This is a genomic window from Pedobacter sp. Leaf194 (assembly GCF_001423945.1).
Taxonomy (GTDB): Bacteria; Bacteroidota; Bacteroidia; order Sphingobacteriales; family Sphingobacteriaceae; genus Pedobacter.
In genome coordinates this window covers 568099-593450 of sequence record NZ_LMPU01000008.1, presented here as the reverse complement: position 1 = coordinate 593450, position 25352 = coordinate 568099, and the positions used below count along the sequence as shown (strand labels likewise).

General features: G+C 40.5%; 14 protein-coding genes. All 14 read left to right on the top strand.

The window, feature by feature from the left end; translation table 11 throughout:
- Window positions 1-184: 184 nt before the first annotated feature.
- Entirely contained in the window at window positions 185-1582 is a 1398-nt protein-coding gene (locus ASG14_RS10195; protein WP_056870937.1) for an aminopeptidase P family protein, read from the top strand.
- A 10-nt stretch (window positions 1583-1592) separates the two neighbouring features.
- Window positions 1593-3257 (top strand): M1 family metallopeptidase, encoded by a 1665-nt coding sequence (locus tag ASG14_RS10190; protein ID WP_056870936.1) that lies wholly within the window; start codon window positions 1593-1595, stop codon window positions 3255-3257.
- Between the two features lie 170 nt (window positions 3258-3427).
- Window positions 3428-4345: a dihydrodipicolinate synthase family protein gene (locus ASG14_RS10185; protein WP_056870935.1), complete on the top strand. Its 918-nt coding sequence runs from the start codon at window positions 3428-3430 to the stop codon at window positions 4343-4345.
- 12 nt (window positions 4346-4357) lie between these two features.
- Window positions 4358-5944: an aldehyde dehydrogenase (NADP(+)) gene (locus ASG14_RS10180; RefSeq protein ID WP_056870934.1), complete on the top strand. Its 1587-nt coding sequence runs from the start codon at window positions 4358-4360 to the stop codon at window positions 5942-5944.
- Complete coding sequence (locus tag ASG14_RS10175; RefSeq protein WP_056870933.1) at window positions 5937-6938, top strand: 4-hydroxyproline epimerase; 1002 nt, start codon at window positions 5937-5939, stop codon at window positions 6936-6938. The genes ASG14_RS10180 and ASG14_RS10175 overlap by 8 nt, the downstream gene beginning before the upstream one ends.
- A gap of 50 nt (window positions 6939-6988) precedes the next feature.
- The gene (locus tag ASG14_RS10170) at window positions 6989-8227 is read left to right on the top strand and encodes an FAD-binding oxidoreductase (RefSeq protein ID WP_056870932.1); all 1239 of its coding nucleotides are present in this window, start codon (window positions 6989-6991) and stop codon (window positions 8225-8227) included.
- 169 nt (window positions 8228-8396) lie between these two features.
- Entirely contained in the window at window positions 8397-9299 is a 903-nt protein-coding gene (locus ASG14_RS10165) for an AraC family transcriptional regulator (RefSeq protein WP_056870931.1), read from the top strand.
- A 106-nt stretch (window positions 9300-9405) separates the two neighbouring features.
- Window positions 9406-13455: a hybrid sensor histidine kinase/response regulator transcription factor gene (locus ASG14_RS10160; protein ID WP_082491506.1), complete on the top strand. Its 4050-nt coding sequence runs from the start codon at window positions 9406-9408 to the stop codon at window positions 13453-13455.
- 152 nt (window positions 13456-13607) lie between these two features.
- Window positions 13608-15953, top strand: coding sequence for a glycoside hydrolase family 127 protein (locus ASG14_RS10155; RefSeq protein WP_056870929.1), 2346 nt, complete (start codon window positions 13608-13610; stop codon window positions 15951-15953).
- Window positions 15954-16096: 143 nt separating this feature from the next.
- Window positions 16097-17437 carry a BNR repeat-containing protein gene (locus ASG14_RS10150; protein ID WP_235528559.1) on the top strand — a complete coding sequence of 447 codons (1341 nt, stop codon included), beginning with the start codon at window positions 16097-16099 and terminating at the stop codon, window positions 17435-17437.
- Between the two features lies 1 nt (window position 17438).
- Window positions 17439-19613 carry a family 43 glycosylhydrolase gene (locus ASG14_RS10145; protein WP_082491502.1) on the top strand — a complete coding sequence of 725 codons (2175 nt, stop codon included), beginning with the start codon at window positions 17439-17441 and terminating at the stop codon, window positions 19611-19613.
- Window positions 19613-20737, top strand: a complete 1125-nt coding sequence (locus ASG14_RS10140) for a glycoside hydrolase family 88 protein (protein ID WP_056870928.1) — start codon at window positions 19613-19615, stop codon at window positions 20735-20737. The genes ASG14_RS10145 and ASG14_RS10140 overlap by 1 nt, the downstream gene beginning before the upstream one ends.
- A 15-nt stretch (window positions 20738-20752) precedes the next feature.
- Window positions 20753-22006 (top strand): DUF2264 domain-containing protein, encoded by a 1254-nt coding sequence (locus ASG14_RS10135; protein ID WP_056870927.1) that lies wholly within the window; start codon window positions 20753-20755, stop codon window positions 22004-22006.
- 343 nt (window positions 22007-22349) lie between these two features.
- Window positions 22350-25343, top strand: coding sequence for a TonB-dependent receptor (locus tag ASG14_RS10130; protein ID WP_056870926.1), 2994 nt, complete (start codon window positions 22350-22352; stop codon window positions 25341-25343).
- The last annotated feature ends 9 nt before the right edge of the window (window positions 25344-25352 follow it).

Below are 25352 nucleotides of genomic sequence, written 5' to 3'. Positions count from 1 at the left end.
TTTCCCTTTAATTCGCAGTTACTATGCAGATTTTACCTTTAATTTCTTCAAAAGTTAGATTATTTGCGATTTTTATACCATAATCTAGCTTATAATTTGCAAATACAAGCCATATTTTAGCCATTCATTTTCAAACTCACAGGAAGAAGAATGCTTTTGGGATATTTGTTTAACACGAAAAAATATGTTTGATAAAGAAATTTATATCGAAAGACGAAGAACATTAAAATCCACAGTGAAGTCGGGCATAATCCTCTTTTTAGGCAACGAGGAAAGCCCGATGAATTACGCTGACAATACCTATCATTTCAGGCAAGACAGTACATTTTTATATTACTTTGGAATCAGTGAGCCAGCATTAGCCGCAATAATTGATATTGATGCCGATGAAACTATCCTTTTTGGAAACGAGATGAGTATTGATGATATCGTTTGGATGGGCAGGCAAAAAACCTTGAAAGAAAAATCTGAGGATTCCGGTCTTAAGAATGTTCAGCCATCTACTCATCTTCAAAGCCATTTAAATCAATACAGTAAAACAGGAAGAAAGATTCACTATCTGCCACCATATCGGCCAGAAAATAAAATGAAGCTGGCAAATTGGTTCGGCATTGCCTTCAGCGAACTTGAAAAGACTGCATCGCTTGAACTGATTAAGGCCGTTGTGGCTCAGCGTTCCTCGAAATCAGCCCAGGAGGTTTTCGAACTTGATAAAGCTGCATCCATATCTGCCGATATCCATTTAATGATTATGGAGCAGGCAAAACCCGGAATGTACGAGCGTGAACTGGCGGCTAAAATCCAGGAAGCCGCTTTAGCTTCAGGAGGGAACCTTTCTTACCCGGCGATTTTAACGGTTCGTGGTGAGATTTTGCACAATCATTTTCATTGCAATATTCTAGAGGAAGGGCAAATGGTGCTTAACGATTCAGGCGTTGAAACCGCTATGGGTTACGCCGGCGACCTTACGCGTACCTTTCCTGTAAGTAAAAAATTTAGCGGTGAACAAAAAGATATTTACAACATTGTGCTGGCTGCATACACAAATGCAAAGAATATGCTTGCGCCAGGCGTTAGTTATCTCGATGTACATTTAAAAGCCTGCACAACCCTGGTTGACGGCTTAAAAGGCATTGGTTTAATGCGTGGTGATGTAAACGATGCTGTAGAAACTGGCGCCCATGCCATGTTTTTTCAATGTGGCACCGGCCACATGATGGGCCTTGATGTACATGATATGGAAGATTTAGGTGAGCAGCACGTTGGCTACACGGATGAACTTAAAAAGAACACTACGCAGTTTGGATTAAAGTCGCTGCGATTAGGCAAGGCCCTTGAAAAGGGTTACGTTTTAACGGTTGAACCGGGCGTTTATATTATTCCGGAACTTATAGACCGTTGGAAGGCTGAAAAGAAATTTTCCGAATTCATCAATTATGATAAACTGGAACAATTTAGAAATTTTACAGGGATCAGAATAGAAGATGATTTTCTCATCACCGAAGGTGGAAGCCGGATGCTAGGTAAACACCTGGCTCAAACCGTAGAAGAAATAGAGGCCATTAGAGGCCGGGCTTACTAATAACAAGAACATGAAAACTTTAATCGCAGCATTTACACTTTTACTTTTCTGCAGCACTGTTTCTGCGCAAAAAACAAAGGTTTACACTTTGGCCGATACCCTGAGAGGAACATTAACGCCCGAGCGAACCTGGTGGGATGTACAACGTTACGAACTTGCCATTAAGCCAGATTATAATGATAAAAGCATTACCGGTTCTAATCAAATTGTTTACAAGGTTGTTGGCGCAAATAACGGCAAAACCCGCATGCAGATTGATTTACAGGAGCCTTTAATTATTGACAGCATACTTTACAACAATAAATCAAAGTTGAAATTTGAACACGCTGGAAGTGTTTGGTACGCCCATGTGCCTGCACAAAAGTTATCTGCCACCAACAACGTAACCATTTTTTACCACGGAAAGGTACACCAGGCGAAGCGTGCGCCCTGGGATGGTGGCTTTATTTTCACTGCCGATTCGCTTGGCCGACCGTGGATGACCGTTGCCTGCCAGGGTTTAGGTGCTTCAATCTGGTATCCAAACAAAGACCACCAGAGCGATGAGCCAAATCTTGGAGCTTCATTAACGATAACGGTTCCAGATACATTGGTTGCTGTTGGTAATGGCAGGCTGGTTTTTAAAAAAGACAATAAAGATAGAACGACAACCTATAAGTACAATGTGGTAAACCCGATCAGCAATTACTGCATCATTCCATACATTGGTAAATACGTAAACTTTAAAGAGAAATATGCAGGCGAGAAGGGCCCGCTCGATTTAAATTACTGGGTTCTCGATTATAATTTGCCAAAGGCGAAAACCTACATGCCCGACCAGGTACATAAAATGATGAAAAGCTTTGAGTATTGGTTTGGTCCTTATCCGTTTTATGAGGATGGCTACCAACTTATCGATGCGTCTCATACAGGAATGGAGCACCAATCGGCAGTTTCTTATGGCAACTGGTATAAATTTGGTTATCGGGGAAGAGATATGTCTGGCGATGGATGGGGCCTGAAATGGGACTTCATCATCATCCACGAAAGTGGCCATGAATGGTTTGGAAACAACATAACCAGTAACGATTTAGCCGATATGTGGGTTCACGAGGGTTTTACAAATTATAGCGAAACACTGTTTGTAGACTATATTTTTGGTAACAAAGCGGGCAACGAATATAACTTTGGAATTAGAAAAGGCATCAAAAATGATGTCCCAATTATCCCGCTTTATGGTGTAAATGCTCAGGGTAGCGGAGATATGTATCCAAAAGCAGGAAATATGTTGCACGCAATCAGACACGGACTAAATAATGATCCGCTTTTCAGATCGATTTTGCGTGGCCTTAACAAAACTTTTTACCATCAAACCGTAACCACACAGCAAATTGAAAATTACGTTTCCAAACAAGCAGGCTTTAATTACAGGAAAGTTTTCGATCAATATTTACGCACTGTTCAAATACCATCTTTAGAATACTATGTTAAAAATGGCAAAGCTTTCTATCGCTATGTTGACTGCGTTAAGGGCTTTAATTTGCCGCTGTTTTTGAAAAATGGCAATGGGAAGTCACTAAAAATCGTCCCTACAGAGGCTTGGCAGGAAGTTAAACTGGCTGCTGGTCAGGAAGATCTGTTCACAGAAAAAGCCATCGAATTTATGTATTACATTCGGGTAAAGAACAAGAGCTAACGCTTATTTTTAACCGTAAACAGGTGTATTTTTTGCTTATATCGGTTAAAATCTAATAATACTCGGAGCTGTTGATGGGTTAACTTTGAAATAACAAAAACTAGCCCTGCCATCATAGAAGGCTAAGCTACCCAAATTGATATTTAAAGCAATAAAACAAAAACACAACGATGAGTATAAAATGGACCGGGGTTTTTCCTGCTGTTACTACGAAATTTACAGCGAATGATGAATTAGATTTTGAGACTTTCGACCTTAACATTGAGGCTCAACTGGAAGCAGGTGCTGAAGGAATTATTTTGGGTGGCTCGCTTGGAGAATCCAGTGTATTAACAGACGACGAGAAGTTTGGCTTGCTTACGCATACTTTAGATTTAGTAAACGGCCGCGTGCCTGTTTTACTCAATATTGCCGAGTCTACAACCAAAAAAGCTATTGAAGTGGCTAAAAAAGCTGCTTTATTAGGTGCTAACGGATTAATGCTGTTGCCACCGATGCGTTACAACGCTGCTGCTGATGAAACCTTAGCTTTTTTTGCCGCTATCGCGGAAAGTACAGAACTACCGATAATGATTTACAACAACCCGGTTGATTACAAAATTGAGGTTACCCTGGATATGTTTGAGGTGTTGACCAAGTACAGCAATATTCAGGCGATAAAAGAATCAACCAGAGATGTATCTAATGTTACCCGGTTAATTAATCGTTTCGGAGACAGGTTTAAGATTTTTACAGGTGTTGACCCATTAGCGATGGAGAGTATTGTGATGGGTGCCGATGGATGGGTTGCCGGATTGGTTGACGCTTTTCCGAGAGAAACAGTTGCAATTTTTAGATTGATTAAACAAAACAGGATTGCCGAGGCATTAAAAATTTACCGTTGGTTCTTACCTGTTCTGGAATTAGATATCCATGCTAAGTTGGTGCAGTATATTAAACTTGCCGAAGTAGCTACAGGCCTTGGTACTGAAACTGTTCGTGCCCCAAGATTGCCGATTCAGGGTGCTGAGCGTGAAAGAGTTTTAAAAATTATTAACGATGCTTTGGCTGTTCGCCCGGAATTACCCGAAGGCAGTTGGGGAAAATAGTTCAACAAAAATATGAACGGGAAAAATATAATCGCTTCAGAATATGTAGATGCGAATGAGAAAAGCCTCCATGCAATTAACCCTGCAACAGGCGTAGCGATAGATGGAGATTTTTTCAAAGCAAATGAAAAGCTTGTAAATGATGCACTAACATCGGCTACAGAAGCTTTTCAGCTTTACAGAAGTGTAAATAAAGATTTAAAGGCGGCATTTTTAAACACAATTGCCGATGAGATTGCAGCGATAACGGATGAACTGGTGAAACGGGCATCAGCAGAAAGTGGATTACCCATGGCCCGCTTGCAGGGAGAGGTAGGTAGAACCACCGGGCAGCTTCGCCTTTTTGCCAACTTAATTGCAGAAGGCTCGTGGGTTGATGCTACAATTGAAACGGCACAGCCTGAGCGGCAACCTTTGCCAAAGCCTGATATCCGGCGGATGATGATCCCGATTGGACCTGTTGTTGTTTTCGGAGCAAGTAATTTTCCGCTTGCATTTTCAGTAGCCGGTGGCGATACCGCTTCGGCACTTGCTTCGGGTTGCCCGGTTGTTGTCAAAGCGCATCCGGCACACTATGGAACGAGTGCGTTGGTTGCTGCGGCAATTCTGAACGCTGTAGAAAAAACAAAAATGCCCAAAGGCGTATTCTCTATGCTTTATGATGATGGCTATGAAATCGGCGCTGCGCTGGTAAAACACCCTCAAACAAAGGCAGTAACTTTTACCGGCTCTTTTAAAGGGGGCATGGCTCTGGTAAAACTGGCCGATGAACGTGAACAGCCTATTCCTGTTTTTGCGGAAATGGGCAGCATCAATCCAATTGTTTTTTTACCGCAGGCGCTGCAGCATCAGGCCGCCGAGCTGGCGAAAAAATATGCGGCTTCGATAACTTTGGGCGCTGGGCAATTTTGCACAAACCCCGGTTTAATGATGGCAATTGAATCGGCCGAGCTTACAACATTCAAAAAGACATTGTCAGAAGCGATAGCTGCAATTCCATCTGCAACTATGCTTACAGGTGGCATTGCCCATAATTACAACAAACTTGCTGCAGAGGTTATAAATGATGATAAGGCAACAATCCTGGGCATTTCAACCCTAAAAGATAAAGATTTGCAAAATCAATCTCAGGCTTTGGTTGCAGAAATCAGTGCTGCCGATTTTATTGCGCATCCAAAATTCAGGGAAGAAATTTTCGGTCCTTACTCACTTTTAGTGGTTGCCAAAAATTTAACAGAACTGGAAGCGGTGATTTCAAGTCTGGATGGTCAGTTAACGGCTACGTTAATGGCAGGTGCAGATGAGCTAAAAGATTATAAATCTTTAGTAAACAAATTAACCGATAAAACAGGTCGACTTATTTTAAATGGCGTACCAACAGGCGTTGAGGTTTGTGCTGCAATGCAACATGGAGGGCCTTTTCCCGCAACAAATGATAGTCGTTTCACTTCGGTAGGTTCTGCGGCCATATATCGTTTTGTTCGTCCTTTGGCATATCAGGATTGGCAACAGGAATTGTTACCGGATGAGTTAAAGGACGGAAATCCTTTAAATATTTATAGAACCGTTAATCTGAAACTAACGAAAGTAGATGAGTAAAACTTTTTTCTGTGTCGATGCACATACTTGCGGAAATCCGGTACGATTGGTTGCAGGCGGCGGGCCTGAATTAACAGGCTCGAATATGAGCGAAAAGCGTCAGCACTTTTTAAGGGAATTCGATTGGATTAGAACCGGCTTAATGTTCGAACCTCGTGGTCACGATATGATGTCAGGAAGCATCCTTTATCCACCTCACAACCCCGAAAATGATGTTGCTGTTTTGTTTATCGAAACCAGTGGCTGCCTTCCAATGTGCGGCCATGGCACCATAGGAACCATCACCATCGCTATAGAAGAAGGACTTATCAAACCAAAAATTCCAGGAATTATCCGTATGGAAGCGCCCGCAGGCCTGGTTTTAATAGAGTATAAGCAAGAAGGAAATAAAGTTAAATCGGTAAAGTTAAAGAATGTTCCATCGTACCTCGCCGCCGAAAATCTGGAAATAGATTGCCCGGATTTAGGTCTGCTAACTTTCGATGTGGCTTATGGAGGCAACTTTTACGCAATAGTCGATCCTCAGCCAAATTTTGCCGGCCTGGAGAATTTTACAGCCTCACAGCTGATTACCTGGAGCCAAATCATTAGAAAGCGCATCAACGAGAAATATACTTTTGTTCATCCACTTGATGAAACGATAAACGGCTGTAGCCATGTGCTTTGGACAGGCAAAACACTAGATCCAACTTCGACCGCCCGCAATGCTGTATTTTATGGCGATAAAGCGATAGACAGGTCGCCGTGTGGAACCGGAACATCAGCCCGAATGGCGCAATGGTACGCCAAAGGCAAGCTAAAAAAAGGCGAGGATTTTATCCATGAGAGTTTTATCGGGAGCAAATTTACAGGTCGGGTAGAGGAAGAAGTTGATTTAAATGGTTTTAAAGCAATTATTCCGAGTGTGGAAGGTTGGGCGAAAGTTTTCGGCTATAACACGATTAAAATTGATGCAGAGGATGACCCATACGCTTACGGCTTTCAGGTTATCTAGCATAAATAAAAAAAAATGATTGGTATGTCAATCTCAAAGCATAAAAAAGAATGTCGAAAGTTTTAATTATTGGTGGTGGGATTGTTGGTTTAAGTTCTGCTTATTACCTGCACAAACGAGGTTTTCAGGTTACTATTTTGGATAAGGGCGACATTGTCGACAACTGTTCTTTTGGCAATGCGGGGATGATTGTGCCGAGTCATTTTGTGCCGCTGGCTGCCCCAGGTATGATTAGCCAGGGCATTAGGTGGATGTTTGATAGTAAGAGCCCGTTTTATGTGCGCCCGGGTTTAAATTTGAATCTTGTTAGCTGGGGATTGAAATTTATGAAGCACGCAACCGCCAGGCACGTAGCGCAAGCGGCCGAGCCCTTACGCGACTTATCCTTGCTGAGTAAAAAACTATACGAGGATTTATCCAAAGAGCCCGGCTTTAACTTCGAACTTACAAACAAAGGCATTCTGGCTTTCTACAAAACCGAAAAGGCGGGCGAAGAAGAAGCACATTTGGCCGAAAAGGCTAATGAATTAGGCTTGGATATGGCTGTACTAGACCTAGCCGCCTGCAAAGCGCTGCAGCCAGATTTAGAATTAGATGTTTTAGGTGCTGTTCATTATCGTTGTGATGCACACCTTTATCCGGGTAAACTGATGTGCGACCTGATTTATTATCTTGAAAAGAATGACGTAAAGATTGTAAGAAATAAAGAGGTTGATAAAATTGAATCGGAAAGTAATTCCATTACTAAAGTTTTTACGGGTAAGGAAGTTTGGGAAGCAGACGAATATGTTCTGGCTACAGGCTCATGGTCTCCAGCAATAGCGAAAATGATGAATTTAAAAATTTCGTTGATGCCCGGAAAAGGCTATTCTTTTATGGAACCCGAGCCCAAGAATCGGATTTCAATACCGGCTCTGCTGTGTGAGGCAAGAGTGGCCATCACACCGATGAATGGCAACATCAGGTACGGTGGTACAATGGAACTCGATAAAATAAATACCAGGATAAATATGCAACGTGTTAAAGGTATTGTTGAGTCTGTTCCGAAATATTTTCCTGATTTAAAGCCCGAAATTCCAACCGAAGATAAAATCTGGTATGGTTTCCGACCGTCTTCTCCCGATGGATTACCGTACATCGGGCGGAGTACGCAAAAGCAAAATCTTATTGTAGCAACAGGTCATGGTATGATGGGTCTAAGCTTAGGTCCGGCGACCGGGCTGCTGGTAAGTCAGATCATTTCCGGACAAACAACGGAGATTGAAACCAATGCTTTCGCTGTTAGGTAGCCGTAAATAACCGTTTAACAATGAGTTAGCGCCAAATTAGAGCCAATCATCTCGTCAAATATTATCAGTTATTGACCGTATTTTAACCCTATCGAGGTTTTATTGTTCTTTATGGGTTAATATTCTTACATTGTTTTTGCAAATCAAACAACTCTAAACTAAGCAAACAATGAAGGTACTACCATTTACGATGCTTGTTCCTGATGACAAAAGTGTAATATCAGAGCATATTGAACTTCCGTTCTTCTATCAGTATCTTCACAGGCACGATGAGTGGCAGATTACCTTCATCGAAAAAGGAGAAGGAACGCTAATTGCCGGTAATGACATGCATCCTTTTCGTTCTGGCGATGTTTTCTTGATAGGGGCTAAGCTGCCACATCTTTTTAAAAGTAACCCAGAATATTTTTCCAACGATGAAGAAAAGACAGTGAGGGCTTGCTCGGTTTACTTCAACTCTGCCGGAATTTTAAATGCCTTGTTCGGCTTACCCGAAATGAAACTGGCCAGCGCTTATCTTCAGAAGAATAAACATGGTTTTAAAATACCTGACGCCTTTACAAAAGAAATTATCAGGCGTATGTTTGATGTTCACAAAGCATCGGGTTCTGATGTGCTCTTCAACTTTCTTAAACTCATTAATAGCTTGCAGGCTTTAAATGAAAATATTTTGCCACTTTGTTCCGATATGTACTCATCAAACGTAAGTGAAAACGAAGGTATGCGCCTCAGCAAAATCATCAATTTTATTACCGAAAATTATAACAGTCAAATATCTTTGGAAGATGTTGCAAACGCCGCTTTTATGACGCCGCAAGCATTTTGCAGGTATTTTAAAAAGCACACAGGACATACTTTTGTTTCGTTTTTAAACGAAGTTCGCATTAACGATGCCTGTAAAAGCCTGATATCGGGGGCCAAAGCCGATTGTATTTCCGGCGTGGCTTACAAAGCGGGGTTCAACAGCATAACTAACTTCAACCGGGTTTTCAAAAGCATCATAGGGCAATCGCCACGGGCGTACATTGATACCTATAACAATGTGAGCAAAGTGAGCTACAGCGGTGCATAATCGCGACAACGGTAGGCTCATATCGTTAGAAGACCACGCCTGTTATAACTCAATGCACGAAAAATTGTATCTTCGTTCATACCAAATATAGTCCGCCTTAAACCTTATGCACCCTAATATAAAGGCTTCTCTTTGCTTTGTGGCCGGTTTGCTCTTCAGCGTCTTCAGCTGTTTTTCGCAAATAGCCTCATCATCCCTGAAATATCTTGGTGTAGAAAACGGGCTGTCAAATAACATTGTCAATTCCCTTTATCTCGATCGTTTTGGCTTTATGTGGGCCGGTACCTACGATGGTTTAAACCGATATGATGGCTACAATTTCAAAGTTTTCAGGAACAATTGGGGCAAAAGTAACACGCTGATAAATAACCACATTTTAGTTTTAAATGGCGATAACCTCGATAGAATCTGGGTTGGTACGCAAAAAGGTGCGTCGTTTTACAGCTATGCTGATTCAAAATTTCATCAGTTTTACTATGAAGAAAGCACAAAAAAATTTTTATTAACGGCTTCAGTTACATCAATAGCAGCAAACGCTGCATCAACTGTATTTGTTGCTACCGATGAAAATGGACTTTTTGAGCTTAAAAAAAGTGCTGCTATCGCGAAAAGGATTACCTTCAAAAAAAGGAAAAATTATACCGTTAAAGCCTTGTGTGTTGATGATAAACAGGTTTTATGGTTGTTTATAAAAGACTTTGGACTGTGCAGATATGATGCTGCCGCTTCAGAAATAATTTTTGTAAAAGGCGGATTAGAAAACGTTACAAGCATTATAAACGGCTCCAGGGATTTTCTTTGGATTGGAACTGAGCAGGGGTTGTATCAGTTTGATAAAACAAGTGATATACTAAAAAGGCCTGCAAAATATGTCGAAAGGGATAACATCATGCATCTGATGTTAGATAAAAAGGAAAGACTTTGGATATCAACCGATGGCAATGGCGTGGTAACCTTCGATACTAAAAACAATACTGTAAGCCGTTTGGCTGCCGCAAAAGAAAAGGGTTTGCTCAGCAGCAATTCCGTTGCACAGGTGTTCGAAGATAGGGAAGCCAGGAAGTGGATTGCGACCTTACGTGGCGGAATTAACATCATCGACCCGCAGAGTACGCAATTTCAAAGCATTAAACGAGATCCACTTAACCGAAATTCGCTGGTAAATAATTTTGTACTCTCCTTTAGCGAAGATGAGCAGCACAACATTTGGATTGGCACCGATGGAGGCGGTTTAAGCTTATGGAACAGAAAAAAGAATACGTTTACAAACTACGTTAAAACCGAAAGTCCGAATTCCATTACAAGTAATTTCATTACCAGTATTTTAAACGATTCTGGTAACAGGGTTTGGATTTCGAGCTTTAGCGGTGGGATAGACCGATTCGATAAAAACAGTCAACAGTTCATTCATTACCGGTGTTATAACAGCGTTAAAGGTGTTGATGATGTAAATATCTGGAAACTCTATCAAGACCGTAGCGGCAATATATGGGCTGGAACAACCCGGGGCGGGGCACTGTATCGATATAACAAAAGCGCCGATAAATTTGAACTTTTCGATAATGGTTTGAAGGATATTCATGCTATTTTTCAAGATGCCGAGGGAAACTTATGGGCCGGAAATTACACACAACTCATCAAAATTGACCCGATAAACAGGAGGCATCGCTTTGTCAAAATCAACCAGGCAATAAGAACAATCAACGAGGATTCTAAACATCAGCTTTGGATTGGCACGGAGGGTGGCGGTTTAATTGAGTTTAATAAAACTTCGCAAAAGATAAAGCGATACATTCAAAGCGATGGTTTGCCCAACAGCTCAATTTTGAATATCCTAGTCGACGATAATGATAACTTATGGTGCAGCACTTACAACGGTTTATCTAAATTCGATTTAAAGGCAAAGAAATTTAAAAATTATTATACTTCTGATGGCTTGCAAAGCAATCAGTTTAACTACAATGCGGCTTTAAAGTTAAAAGACGGCGCTTTTCTATTTGGCGGTATTAATGGGTTTAACTTATTTTATCCTGATAGTATTAAAGAAAACAGGCGCATTCCGAAAATCGTAATTACCGATTTTAGAATAAATAATGTACCACTTGATGAGGATTCCAGCTACAAAAATACTTCGATTGTCAACCTTAAGAAAATAGAAATTCCCTACAATTCGGCAGTAATTTCTGTCAATTATGCGGCAGTTGAATTTTCTTTCCAGGAACAGATTTCTTATGCCTATTTTCTTGAGGGCTGGGATAGAAACTGGAACTATGTAAATAAGTTAAATACAGCCTACTACTCACGTTTAAATGAAGGCGAATACAAGTTGCACATAAAAAGTACCGATACGGAAGGTGCCTGGAGTAATAATGAAAGGATAATTTCAATCACAATTTTACCGCCCTGGTATAGAAGCTGGTGGGCTTACGTACTGTATTTATTGCTATTTTCGGGTGCCTATTACCTCGTTCAAACTTATCGGAACAGACAGCGAAATCTAAAACACGAAGTAGAGATTACTAATTTGAAAATGGAGCGTGAGAAAGATTTGAACGAGAAAAAACTCAATTTCTTTACAAATATATCGCACGAGTTGAGAACGCCTTTAACATTAATTGTAAACCCAATTAAGGATATTTTAAACAGCAAGGAGTCGGGGCAGGAAAAGAAAGATTTAAATGTTGTTTACCGGAATTCGCGGCGATTGCTAAGTTTGGTCGACCAGTTACTATTGTTCAGGAAAACTGAAAGTGAGAACGATACGCTCAATATCGTTCAGATTAACCTGTTTAAGTTTGCTCAGGAAATTTTTCTCTGCTTCAGCTATCTCGCCAAAAATAACAACATTAGTTACACTTTTGAATGCGATAGCGAGGAGATTAACATTTATGGCGATAGGGATAAACTCGAAATCGTTTTCTTCAACCTGCTTTCGAACGCGTTAAAGTTTACGCCAAAAGGCGGTTTTGTGAACTTCAAAATAGTGAGCAGCTTTGATGAGGTTACTATTGAAGTTAGCGACAACGGTCCAGGGATTCCGGAAGGTATAGGCGAAAAGCTATTCGACAAATTTTATAAGGTAATGAGCAAAGAATCTCTTAAAATGGGCTTCGGCATTGGATTGTATCTTGTAAAAAACTTCGTAGAACTGCACAAGGGAAAAATTTCATTTCAATCCGAAAAAGGAAAGGGTACCAGTTTCATCATAAAAATGCCTGTCGGCGAAAAAACCGAGTACATCGAAAATCGGGGGATTGAAAACGAACTTACTTATGTTAACGAATTAATTGCCCAGGAAGAACAGGAAGATGAACTATATAACAAGAATGGTATTGGTAACCTCGAACTTCTAATTTCTGATTTGAATTCCATTCTCGTAGTAGACGACAACACGGAAATTATCGACTACATAAAACAGATTTTCCAGGATAATTTTAAAATTTATAAGGCAACCAATGGCATTGAGGGCTTAAACAGTTGCAGGGAATTTTTGCCTGATGTTGTGATTTCTGATGTAAATATGGACGGGATGAATGGCATAGAACTCTGCAAGGCCATTAAAGATGACAGCGCTTTGAGCCATATCCCTGTGATACTTCTAACCGCCGACCCAAATGCTGAGATCCGCCTGAAAGGAATTGAAGTCGGCGCTTATGATTTTATTAGTAAACCTTTTGATAAAGAGCTATTTACAGCAAAGATTAACGGTATAATAAAAAATCGTACTAATTTGCAATCCTATTTCTACAATGAAATTACGCTAAAATCCGACACGCATAAGGTATCGCAGGAGGACAAAGGATTTCTATTGAAATGCATTACCATAATTGAAAATAACCTGAGCGAAGATAATTTTAGCGTTAAAGCGCTGGCTGCAGAGTTGGGCATGAGTCATTCAAATTTATATAAAAAAATTAAGGCTACTTCTGGCCAGTCTGTAAATGGTTTTGTTCGCTTTATAAGGTTAAGAAAAGCGGCTGAACTATTGATAAATACCAATTTGAACATCAATGAAGCGGCTTTTAGAGTCGGAATAAATGACATTAAATATTTTCGTGAACAATTTCAGAAGCTGTTTAAACTTACGCCGTCGGAGTTCGTAAAAAAGCACAGAAAAACTTTTCACAAATACTATAACATAAGCGCAATGGTTTAACAGCATAAAATAGGTACAATTTACCCGAATGCCCCCCGCAAATTGTTCATTAACACCTTTTATTAAACAGACAATTTATGGTTATTCGTAAATGAAAAACACAAAGTGTAGCAAATGGGAAATTATCACATCATCCCGATACTGAAATAATTATGAGGCCGATTTTAACCATTTTCTTATTTTTTAGTCTTACGATTAGCGCCTTTGCGCAACAAAGATTACAGGCCTTCAGCTTAACTGAGGTTAGGCTTGGTCCGGGGCTTTTCAAAAATGCCCAGCAAACCGACTTAAAATACATACTGGAACTTAATCCAGACAGGCTATTGGCGCCATATTTACGCGAAGCCGGTTTAAAGGCCAAGGCAGAATCATACGGTAACTGGGAAAATACCGGACTGGATGGGCATATGGCCGGCCATTACCTCTCGGCGCTGTCATTTATGTACGCTGCAACAAAAAATGCGGAAATTAAGGGCAGGCTTGATTACATGATTTCGGAATTAAAACGGTGTCAGACGGCAAATGGTGATGGATATGTATCTGGCATTCCCGGCGGCAAAAAGATGTGGACTGAAATCAAAGCTGGCAATATCAGGGCTTCCTCATTTTCTTTGAATGATAAATGGGTGCCGCTCTACAACATCCATAAAATTTTTTCGGGCCTGTACGATGCTTATGCTGTTGCAGGCAATATGCAGGCAAAAGCGATTTTAATTGGCTTAACGGATTGGTGTTTAAATCTGGTTTCAACATTATCGGACGAGCAAATACAGCAAATGCTTAAAAGTGAACACGGTGGCTTAAACGAAGTTTTTGCAAATGTTTATTCCATAACCGGTAACAAGAAGTACCTTGTACTGGCTCGGCAATTTTCGGATAAGACCCTTTTAAAGCCATTGTTGAACAAAACAGACGCTTTAAATGGTCTGCATGCTAATACTCAAATTCCGAAAGTTATCGGTTACGAACAAATAGGAATTGCAGGGAAGGATACAACAATGGAAAACGCCGCCGCCTTTTTTTGGAATACCGTGGTTAATAATAGAACTGTCGTGATTGGCGGCAATAGCGTTCGCGAACATTTCAATCCTTCTGATGACTTTTCATCGATGATAGAATCAAGGGAAGGGCCGGAAACCTGCAACTCTTATAATATGTTGAAGCTTACAAAGCAGCTTTTTCTTTCGCAGCCCTCATCAAAATATATCGATTATTACGAGCAAACTCTGTATAATCATATTTTAAGCTCCCAAAATCCCGAAGGCGGATTTGTATATTTTACACCGATTAGGCCTGGGCATTATAGAACTTATTCGCGTTCACAGGAGAGCTTTTGGTGTTGTGTAGGCTCAGGTATTGAAAACCATGGCAAATATGGCGAGTTAATTTACAGTCATAGTGCAAACGATATTTTCGTGAACTTATTCGTTCCGTCTGTTTTGAACTGGAAGGAAAAGGGCGTTTCAATCATTCAGGAAACAAATTTCCCAACTCAGGAAACCACAAGCTTAACACTAAAGCTCAAAAAGAATAGCCGTTTCAATATTTATTTTCGCAAACCTTCATGGGTAGTTAACAATGAAATGAAGATTTATGTAAATCGTAAACTTCAACTTGCTGCCAATGATGAATCGGGATATATAAAACTAAATAGATTGTGGAAAACCGGAGATGTTATCGAGCTTAAACTACCCATGCACACAAAAGCTAATTTCCTGCCTGATGGCTCTGATTGGGTCGCTTTTACCCGCGGACCTATCGTTTTGGCGGCAGAACTTGATACGTTAAGCGAACCTAATTTGTTTGCAGACGGTAGCAGAATGGGGCATATTGCCAGTGGTGCATTACTGCCTTTAAATGAAGCGCCACTCCTCGTTGGCAATATGGCTACGCTGGCTCAAAATGTACACCCCGAACAGTCGAAAAATATGAATTTCAGTGCTTCAACGCTAATCTATCAACCAAAATATAAGAATCTAAAACTGGTTCCGTTTTATATGCTTAATGAAAAACGATACGTAATTTATTGGCCTTATACGGATTTTGCGCATTTACCGGAGCGGATAAAGAGCATGAATTTGTATGAAAAGGAGAAAATCAAACTGGAGCTTGCAACGGTCGATTTGATTAACACTGGCGAGCAGCAACCGGAAACAGACCATGGCTTTAAAGGTGAGCAAACCGATAACGGCACCTTCCACGAGCGCCATTTTAGGAATGGTAAAAGCTGGTTTAGTTATCGCCTTAAAGATAAAGATTTAGCAGCCACAAAACTGTCATTTACACTTCATGGCAATGAAAGAAATAAAACATTTTCAGTCTTTATTAACGATAAACTTTTGCAAAAAGTTAACATTGATGGAACCAGTGGAAACGATTTTTATGTTTCGGAAATTAATATCCCGAAAACATTATTAGCTGTTGAAATGGAACTGAAGTTTGTAGCGGCGTCAAATTCTACAATTCCAAACATCTATGAGATACGGTTGCTAAAGTAGCCATAACTTTTTAATACAATAATTATCGGCCCGCAAGACTTAAACCTCTTTGTGGATTATTAAATCGCCCCCCTTTTAATATGAGTTTGCCCCCTAAACAAATAGTGAGATTTTCGGTACTTCGACTAACCAAATATATCAATTTGATAACCGAAAATTATAAGTGCCACTTTGCCCTGGGTTTTTTGCTATGTCTTTCATTATTTAAAGTTTGTTCGCTTAGCGCACAAACGCCGAGTAGCAGCACCATTTCGACAAATGGTTGGTCTAAGAATTCAGTAAATGCCGTTATTTTTCGTAAAAACTCGCTGGTTACTTTCCAAAATTTTCAATACGCCGCGTATTATGATGTCGGGCAGTTTGTTGTTTTAGCGAAGCGAAAAACCGGTTCTAACATTTGGCAAGTAAAACAAACACAATACAAAGGCGACGCAACCGATGCGCATAAATCAATCAGTATAATTGTTGACGGGGCTGGCTTTGTGCATGTGGCCTGGGGGCAGCATAACAACAATTTAAATTATGCAAAGGGACTTGCGCCGGCATCGTTACAGCTTGGAGAAAAGTCGGAAATGGTTTCAAGCAAGGAAAATAAGGTTAGCTACCCCGAATTTTATAAGCTTCCGGATGGAGATTTGCTTTTCTTTTACCGCGACGGCGGCTCTGGTAATGGTAATTTGATGATCAATCGTTACAGTACAAAAAGCAAAACCTGGAAACGCATTCAGGATGGCATGATTGATGGCGAGGGCAAACGAAATGCCTATTGGCAGGTCGCTATTGACAAGGCTGGTGCAATTCATTTGTCGTGGGTTTGGCGGGAAAGCCCTGATGTAGCCAGCAACCACGACCTTTGTTATGCGAAATCTTTAGACGGTGGCCTTACCTGGCAAAAATCTACAGGAGAAAAGTATCGTCTTCCAATTGTTGAATCCAATGCCGAATACGCCTTAAAAATTCCGCAAAAAAGTGAATTGATAAACCAGACTTCGATGTATGCCGATGCCGAGGGTAACGTTTCTATTGCCGGTTATTGGCGAGACTTGCCGAGCGAAATTCCGCAATATCATATCGTTTTTAACAACGGAAATGGCTGGAAGGTGAATGCGTTGACTTTCAGAAAAACTGCATTTAGCTTAAGCGGTGGTGGCACGAAGAAAATTCCGATTTCCAGGCCGCAGATTATCGTTTGGCCCAATGGTAAGCAATATGCTGCCGGAATTATATTCAGAGATGAGGAACGTGGCAGCAAAGCTTCAATCGCGATAAATAAAAATATTGCAGGAAATAATTGGGAGATAGAAGATTTAACCCATAAAAGCGTAGGCGATTGGGAACCAAGCTACGATACAGCGCTTTGGAAAGATAAAAAAATACTAAACCTTTATTTGCAAAATGTAATACAGGTAGATGGCGAGGGGAAAGCCGAATCAAAACCGACAGCAGTTAAGGTTTTGCAATGGGTACCAAAATTTAAAAAGTAGCATGAAGAACTTTAACATAAAAACGCAGCTTATAATCATAACTTGTTTGTGCATTTGCATGGGCTTGTTTTCAACCAAACTGATTGCGCAAACAATTAAAACGGCTACACAAAAAAATGCTGGTTATTTGTTTGTGTATTTTACCGGTAACGATAAAAAAGAGGAAGCGATTCATTATGCGTTAAGTAAAAACGGATACAGTTTTAATGCACTAAACAATGATGAACCAATAATTTCCTCGCAAAAAATAAGCTCAACAGGAGGTGTTCGCGATCCGCACATTTTGCGTGGCGCTGATGGAAAAACTTTTTATATGGTCGTTACCGATATGGTTTCGGCGAAAGGCTGGGATTCTAACCGGGCTATGGTTTTGTTAAAGTCGAAAGATTTAATAAACTGGTCTTCATCCGTTGTCAATATTCAAAATCGGTTTCCGGGTAATGAAACGCTGCTACGCGTTTGGGCTCCACAAACTATCTACGATAATGTAAAAAAGAAGTATATGGTTTACTGGTCTATGAAACATGGCACAGCGCCTGATAAAATATATTACGTCTACGCCAATGCCGATTTTACAGATTTGGAAACTGAACCCAAACAGTTGTTTTTTAGTCCTACAAACGGCTCTTGCATCGATGGAGATATCATTTACCATAACGGAAAATACAATTTGTTTTTTAAAACCGAAGGCAATGGAAACGGTATCAAAAAGGCGGTATCTAATAAGTTAACGGAGGGCTATAAGCTGGAAGATAAATACCTTCAGCAAACCACAGAAGCTGTAGAAGGGGCAGGAGTATTTAAGTTAAATAACAGTGATGACTATATCCTGATGTATGATGTTTACATGAAAGGGAAATATCAGTTTACGCGAAGCAAGGACTTAAAAAGCTTTAAAGTGGTAGACCAGGACGTTTCAATGGACTTTCATCCGAGGCATGGAACGGTTTTACCTATAACACAAGCTGAAATGGAACGATTGGTAGCGAAGTGGTACAGTGCAGAATCTGTTTTGAAATCTGCCAAGTCTAAATTCATCAAACAGCATAATATTGTTTTAGAAACCAGTAGCAAAACACTTTTCCTTCCGGTTGAATATGGCACAAACTTAAAAGCCTTCGACCCGGAATTTGCGGATTATCCTGGTGTGATGATTGCGCCAAAAGGTAAGCTGGATTTTTCTGGCGGACCCAAAAAAATAACCATTACGGTTGCTGGCAAACAACCGGTTGCCTACCATGTAGATGTAAAAGTAAATAACAATCCTGTTTTGAAAGGTTACTACGCTGACCCCGAAATATTATTCTCCAACAAAACCAAAAAATACTATCTGTACCCAACAAGCGATGGCTTTACGGGCTGGAGCGGTAATTATTTCAAAAGTTTTTCTTCAACTGATTTAGTAAACTGGAAAGATGAAGGGATAATACTCGATTTGCCAAAAGATGTAAGCTGGGCTAAGAGAAATGCCTGGGCGCCAACTATTGCGGAGAAGAAGTTAAACGGAGAATATAAATATTTCTATTATTTCACAGCGGCGCAGAAGGTTGGTGTTGCTGTCGCAGACAACCCGCAAGGGCCATTTAAAGATAGCGGGAAGGCGCTAATCGCTACAAAACCTTTAGGCGTTAAAGGCGGACAAGAGATAGATCCGGATGTTTTTACGGATCCAAAAACAGGTAAAAGTTATTTGTATTGGGGAAATGGCTACATGGCGGTTGCACCATTGAATCCGGACATGGTTTCAATTGATACAAATTTGATAAAAGTGATTACACCCGGTAAAGATTTTAGAGAAGGTACCGAGGTGTTTTATCGCAACGGTAAATATTATTTTTTGTGGTCTGAAGATGATACACGAAGCGAAAACTATCGGGTAAAATATGGCACATCAGATTCGCCTACAGGAAAAATAGCTGTTTCCGAAAATAATTTGATTCTGGCAAAAGATGCGCAACATGGTATTTACGGAACCGGACACAACAGCGTAATCCAAATTCCCGGAAAGGATGAATGGTATATTGTTTACCATCGCTTTACACGGCCAAAAGGCATAACAATGGGCGATGCTGCTGGCTACAACCGTGAAGTTTGCATCGATAAGCTGGAATTTGACGCCGATGGAAACATCAAAAAAGTGACACCAACCTTAAAGGGAATAAAACCTGTTAAATAATGAGAAAGCAAATCTATTTTAGTTTCCTGATGGTATTTTTTATAACAGGAACGGTGAATGCGCAAAAATTGCCCTTAAAAAAAGACGTTCTGGGCATCATCAACAAAGCGAATACATATTGGCAAACAAACAATAAGCCTCAGGTTCGGTCTTTTTGGGACAATGCTGCATACCATACCGGAAATATGGAGGTTGTCGCCCTCACGAAGAACGAAAGCTATCTCAAATATTCAGAAGATTGGGCAAGTCATAATCAGTGGATGGGTGCAAAATCTACGAATAAAAGTGATTGGAAATACAAGTATGGAGAAACTGACGACCACGTTTTGTTCGGCGATTGGCAGATATGTTTTCAAACTTATATCGATTTGTACCATTTAAAACCCGAAGCCTATAAAATTGCCCGGGCTAAAGAGGTTATGGAGTTTGAAATGAGTACCAGCCAAAACGATTATTGGTGGTGGGCAGATGGTTTGTATATGGTGATGCCTGTTATGACAAAACTTTATAAAACAACCGGCAATCAAAAATATCTGGATAAGCTTTATGATTATTTTAGCTATGCCAATAGCATTATGTACGATAGCGAAGCAAAACTGTATTATCGCGACGCAAAATATGTGTATCCGCAACACAAGAGTGTAAATGGCAAAAAGGATTTTTGGGCCAGGGGCGATGGTTGGGTTTTCGCCGGCTTGGCGAAAGTGCTTAAAGACCTCCCAAAAAGTGATAAACACAGAAACGAATACATTGCGAAATTTAAAGGTATGGCAGAGGCCATACACAAAAGCCAGCAACAAGAAGGCTACTGGACCCGAAGTATGCTTGATGCGGACCATGCACCCGGACCCGAAACCAGCGGAACAGCATTTTTTACTTATGGTATACTCTGGGGAATTAATAACGGATATTTAAGTAAGAAAACCTATTTCCCGGCTGCGCTAAAAGGCTGGGTTTATTTAACAAAAACAGCGTTGCAGGAAACTGGTAAAGTGGGTTATGTGCAGCCGATTGGAGAAAAAGCAATTCCGGGGCAGATTGTAGATGCAAACTCAACCGCAAATTTTGGCGTGGGTGCTTTTCTCTTGGCCAACTGCGAAATGTACAGATACTTAAAAAAGTAAAAAAAGATTATCGATATGAAAATTATAATTAAAAAGCTTTTGGTATGCCTTGTTACCATTGCTGTTATTACTCCATCAGCTTTCGGGCAGAAGAAGAAAACAAATAAACAGCCCGCTGCAGTAAGCGACAGGCAGTTTTGGCTTCAGCAAATGGACAAAATGGTAAAGCCTGTTTTGTATAATCTGGCAAAAGATAGCTTGAGAATAAATATGCCTCAGGTTACTTCTATCCATATAGATAATAAAGAGCACCGCATTAAAGTACAGTATGTTGAGGTTTTAGGCAGGGTTTTAAGTGGAATTGCGCCATGGTTACAACTTGAAGGTGGCGATGCTGCTGAAGTGGCTTTAAGAAAGCAATACCGAGCCTGGGTTATTCAGGGATTGAAAAACTCATTGGATTCAAATGCCAAAGATTTCATGAATTACGATATTGGCGGACAACAGCTCGTTGATGCATCATATGTAGCGCTGGCATTTATTCGTGCGCCTTGGCTTTGGGAAAATCTCGATAAGAAAAATCAGGAATTGATGATGAAATCTATTGTGACTACCCGGAGATTTAAGCCCGTTTTTTCGAACTGGTTGCTATTTTCTGCAATGAATGAAGCTTTTCTTGCCAAGTTTGGCTACGCCTGGGACCCGATGCGTGTTGATTACGCTTTGCAGCAAATGGAGCAATGGTACGTGGGCGATGGTATGTACAAAGATGGCAGTACGTATGCTTTTGACTATTACAACAGCTATGTAATTCATCCTTATCTGGCCACCATTTCGAGCATTATCGGCAGCAAGGTTAAAGATTACAACAGCATGTTCGAAAAAGTGAAGAAAAGGAACGAGCGTTATGCCATTATTCAGGAACGTTTAATAAATACAGATGGAACTTACCCGGCCACAGGGCGCTCAATTGTTTATCGTGGCGGCGCTTTTCATCATTTGGCAGATATGGCTTTTAGAAAGGCTTTGCCGAAACAATTAAGTCCGGAGCAGGTGCGTTGCGCTTTAACCGCAGTCATTAGAAAAACTTTAGAAAGCCCGACAACTTACAAAAATGGCTGGCTAACCATCGGCTTATATGGTTCGCAACCTGATTTGGGAGATTTTTATAACAATCAGGGCAGTCCATACATTTGCACCAATATTTTCCTGCCTCTGGGCTTACCCTCAACTGATGCATTTTGGGCTAATCCGGCAGCTAAGTGGAGTTCGCAAAAAATATGGGCAGGAGAAGATTTCCCTAACGACCATAGTGCAGATTTGAGGTAAGTGTTTGGTTTTTTTTAGCCAACCAACCGGGAGATTTTTTGCTTTAAAAAAATAAACGTACATTTTACGTTTAATTGCATTGAGGATTTGTTGAATTCGCCTGAAATAAGGTTTTTTGAGCAATTTGTAAGAATTTAACCCCTATTAATTACCGTATTACCCCTCACGCCGAAGGCTGATTTTGTAGTTAATTTGTTTAAACCAAATATATATAGATGAAAACTACAAGAAGCTTTGAGCAAACAGCTCGTTCAAGCCATGATGTTTTTGAAAAATAGACTTTCAAAAACTTTTTATACAAGCCAAATTAATTACTCAATAACTAACTAACCAAATCATCATTATGCAAAAAAATTTACTTTCACCACTTAGGTGTGTGCTTGCCTTACTGGTCATATTTCTGCTGGCAGAAATAACGCCAATGAGTGCTTTTGCTCAAACAGGAACTACAGAAGTTTCCGGCACCGTGCTCGATGCGAAGGGCCTTCCAATTCCCGGTGCAACGATTAAGAATCAAACTACTGCCAAAGTTGCTATTTCTGATGGCAACGGCCGTTACAAAATTGCCGCAGTTAAAGGCGAAACCCTTGTTTACACGTTTATCGGCTATACCGGTAAATCAGTTTTAGTTGGTAATGAGATGCAGGTTAATGTAAACCTTATCGAAGCGCCGGATAAAACACTTAATGATGTTGTTGTTATCGGTTACGGTACACAAAAACGTTCGGATGTTACGGGTTCTGTAGTTTCAGTACCAAAGGCGAGGTTGTCGCAACTACCGGTTACCAACGTTTTGCAATCTATTGAGGGTGCAGTGGCAGGGGTAAATGTTACAACAACTTCTTCAGTTCCGGGCAGCCAGCCCAGTGCTTTAATTAGAGGGCAAAATTCAATAACCGCAGGTAGCGGCCCATACGTTGTTGTAGATGGTGTGCCACTGAGTAAAACAGGTGGTTCGTTAAATGACATTAATCCGAATGATATTGCATCTGTTGAAGTGTTAAAAGACGCAAGTGCAACCGCAATTTATGGTACAAACGGTTCAAACGGTGTTATTTTAATTACAACAAAACGAGGTACGGCGGGTAAGCCGGTGATTCGCTATAGCGGTTATGCCGGTATAGATAACCTTGCGCATATTCTGGAGCCAAGAAGCGGCGCCGAATACGTACAGAAATACGCAGATTTTCTTAAGCAAACCGGGCAGGTGCAACAAAGACCTGTACCAAACATTGGTGAGCTACCAGCTTACAATGCCGGCACAACAACCGATTGGGTTAAAGAAGCAACACAACAGGGTGTAATTCAGGATCATAACGTTGGTATTTCAGGCGGTTCTCAAGATGTTAAATATTTTATCTCTGGCGATTACCTAAACCAAAAGGGCGTAATTAAAGGCTATAATTTTAAACGTATTGGTTTACGTTCTAACCTTGATGTTAACGTAACAAGTTTCTTAACCGTTGGTACTTCGTTATTTTTAACCAGCAACAATTATGATGGTGGCCGGGCAAACTTGTTGTTCGCAACAGCGATGAGTCCTTACGGTCAGGAGTATAATGCAAACGGAACGTATGCAATTTACCCTATGAACCCGGAGCAGTTATACACGAACCCATTACTTGGATTAACAACTACGCAGATTAGCAGAACCACAAATATCAATGGAAACGGCTATGCAGAAGTTAAGTTTCCTGGCGCTTTAACCGGCTTAAAATTCAGGTTAAATGCGGGCTATACTTACTTCCCCGAGAGAAGAGGAAGTTATATCGGGCGTTTGGCTAATGATTTAAATGGTACAGCAAGTAGTTTCAACGCATCTACAAACAGCTACACCATCGAAAACATCTTAACATATTCTAAAGACATTAAAAAACACCATTTCGATTTTACGGCTTTGTACAGTGCGCAGGAACGTAAATACAATTCTACCACAGCTGGTGCTGTAGGTTTTGTAAATGATGAATTGGGACTTGATAATATTGGTGCCGGCGCAACCCAAACAAGTGGTTCTTACCGCGACAGATATGGCTTGAATTCGCAAATGGGCCGTTTATTCTATTCATACGACAGTAAATATCTCCTTACTTTAACCGCACGTAGAGATGGTTCATCTGTTTTTGGGGCAAATACAACCAAATACGGTGTGTTCCCTTCCGCGGCAGTTGGCTGGAATATCATCAACGAAGATTTTATGAAAAACTCTAAAGTTTTCAGCAATCTGAAACTGAGGTTATCTTACGGTAAAACTGGTAACGAGGCAGTTGGCGTTTATAATACCATTACTACAGATGGTTCTGTACGCTATCCTTTTAACGGGATAAGTACAATTGGTGTTGTTCCAAACAACCTGGGCAATATTTCCTTACAATGGGAAACCACCAAAACGGCCAATATTGGGTTAGACTTTGGTATTCTTAATAACAGAATTACTGGCTCTATTGAAGCTTACCAGAATAAAACCAGCGGTTTGCTTTTAAACAGAAGTTTACCAATTATTACAGGATACTCAAGGGTGTTAGAAAATATCGGTAAAACAACTAACAAAGGTTTAGAAGTTAGCATCAACACGCAAAACTTTACCGGCAAGGATTTCCGTTGGGAAACGGCCATCGTTTTTGCAACCAATAAAAATAAAATCACCGATTTATATGGTGATGGTAAAGATGATTTGGGAAACAGATGGTTTTTGGGAAAACCGATTCGTGTAATCTATGATTATCAAATGACTGGTGTTTGGCAAACCGGGGAAGATGTTTCCAAACAAGACCCAACAGCGAGACCAGGTAGCTTAAAATTTGCGGATTTAAATGGCGACGGCAGAATTACAGCAGATGACAGGACCATTTTAGGTCAGATAGATCCAAAATGGACGGGTGGTTTAACCAATACGTTCCATTACAAAAATGTTAACCTGAGTGTTTTTATACAAACGGCCCAGGGCATGACGAAAAACAACCAGGATTTAACCTATGGTGATGAAACAGGCAGAAGGAATACACCAGCTGAGATAGGGTATTGGACTGCAGAAAACATGAGCCAGACAAGGCCTGCATTATCATACAACAATACACTTGGCTACGGCTACGCATCTGATGCAAGTTATACGAGAATTAAAGACGTTACTTTAAGCTACGTATTCAGTCAGAGCCTATTGGATAAACTTCACCTTGGCGGCGTAACGGTTTATGCCAGTGGCCGTAATTTGTACACTTTTACCAACTGGATAGGTTGGGATCCTGAAAATAATTATTCTTCAAGAGGTTCAGGCGATTGGACAAACAATTATCCTTTAACCAGAACTTTCGTATTGGGTTTAAATGTTTCATTACGTTAATTTACAATC

Coding starts and splice junctions, on each gene's coding strand:
- ASG14_RS10180 (WP_056870934.1), top strand. CDS start 4,358: ATGAACGGGAAAAATATAATCGCTTCAGAATATGTAGATGCGAATGAG.
- ASG14_RS10190 (WP_056870936.1), top strand. CDS start 1,593: ATGAAAACTTTAATCGCAGCATTTACACTTTTACTTTTCTGCAGCACT.
- ASG14_RS10140 (WP_056870928.1), top strand. CDS start 19,613: ATGAGAAAGCAAATCTATTTTAGTTTCCTGATGGTATTTTTTATAACA.
- ASG14_RS10155 (WP_056870929.1), top strand. CDS start 13,608: ATGAGGCCGATTTTAACCATTTTCTTATTTTTTAGTCTTACGATTAGC.
- ASG14_RS10135 (WP_056870927.1), top strand. CDS start 20,753: ATGAAAATTATAATTAAAAAGCTTTTGGTATGCCTTGTTACCATTGCT.
- ASG14_RS10130 (WP_056870926.1), top strand. CDS start 22,350: ATGCAAAAAAATTTACTTTCACCACTTAGGTGTGTGCTTGCCTTACTG.
- ASG14_RS10165 (WP_056870931.1), top strand. CDS start 8,397: ATGAAGGTACTACCATTTACGATGCTTGTTCCTGATGACAAAAGTGTA.
- ASG14_RS10160 (WP_082491506.1), top strand. CDS start 9,406: ATGCACCCTAATATAAAGGCTTCTCTTTGCTTTGTGGCCGGTTTGCTC.
- ASG14_RS10145 (WP_082491502.1), top strand. CDS start 17,439: ATGAAGAACTTTAACATAAAAACGCAGCTTATAATCATAACTTGTTTG.
- ASG14_RS10195 (WP_056870937.1), top strand. CDS start 185: ATGTTTGATAAAGAAATTTATATCGAAAGACGAAGAACATTAAAATCC.
- ASG14_RS10170 (WP_056870932.1), top strand. CDS start 6,989: ATGTCGAAAGTTTTAATTATTGGTGGTGGGATTGTTGGTTTAAGTTCT.
- ASG14_RS10175 (WP_056870933.1), top strand. CDS start 5,937: ATGAGTAAAACTTTTTTCTGTGTCGATGCACATACTTGCGGAAATCCG.
- ASG14_RS10185 (WP_056870935.1), top strand. CDS start 3,428: ATGAGTATAAAATGGACCGGGGTTTTTCCTGCTGTTACTACGAAATTT.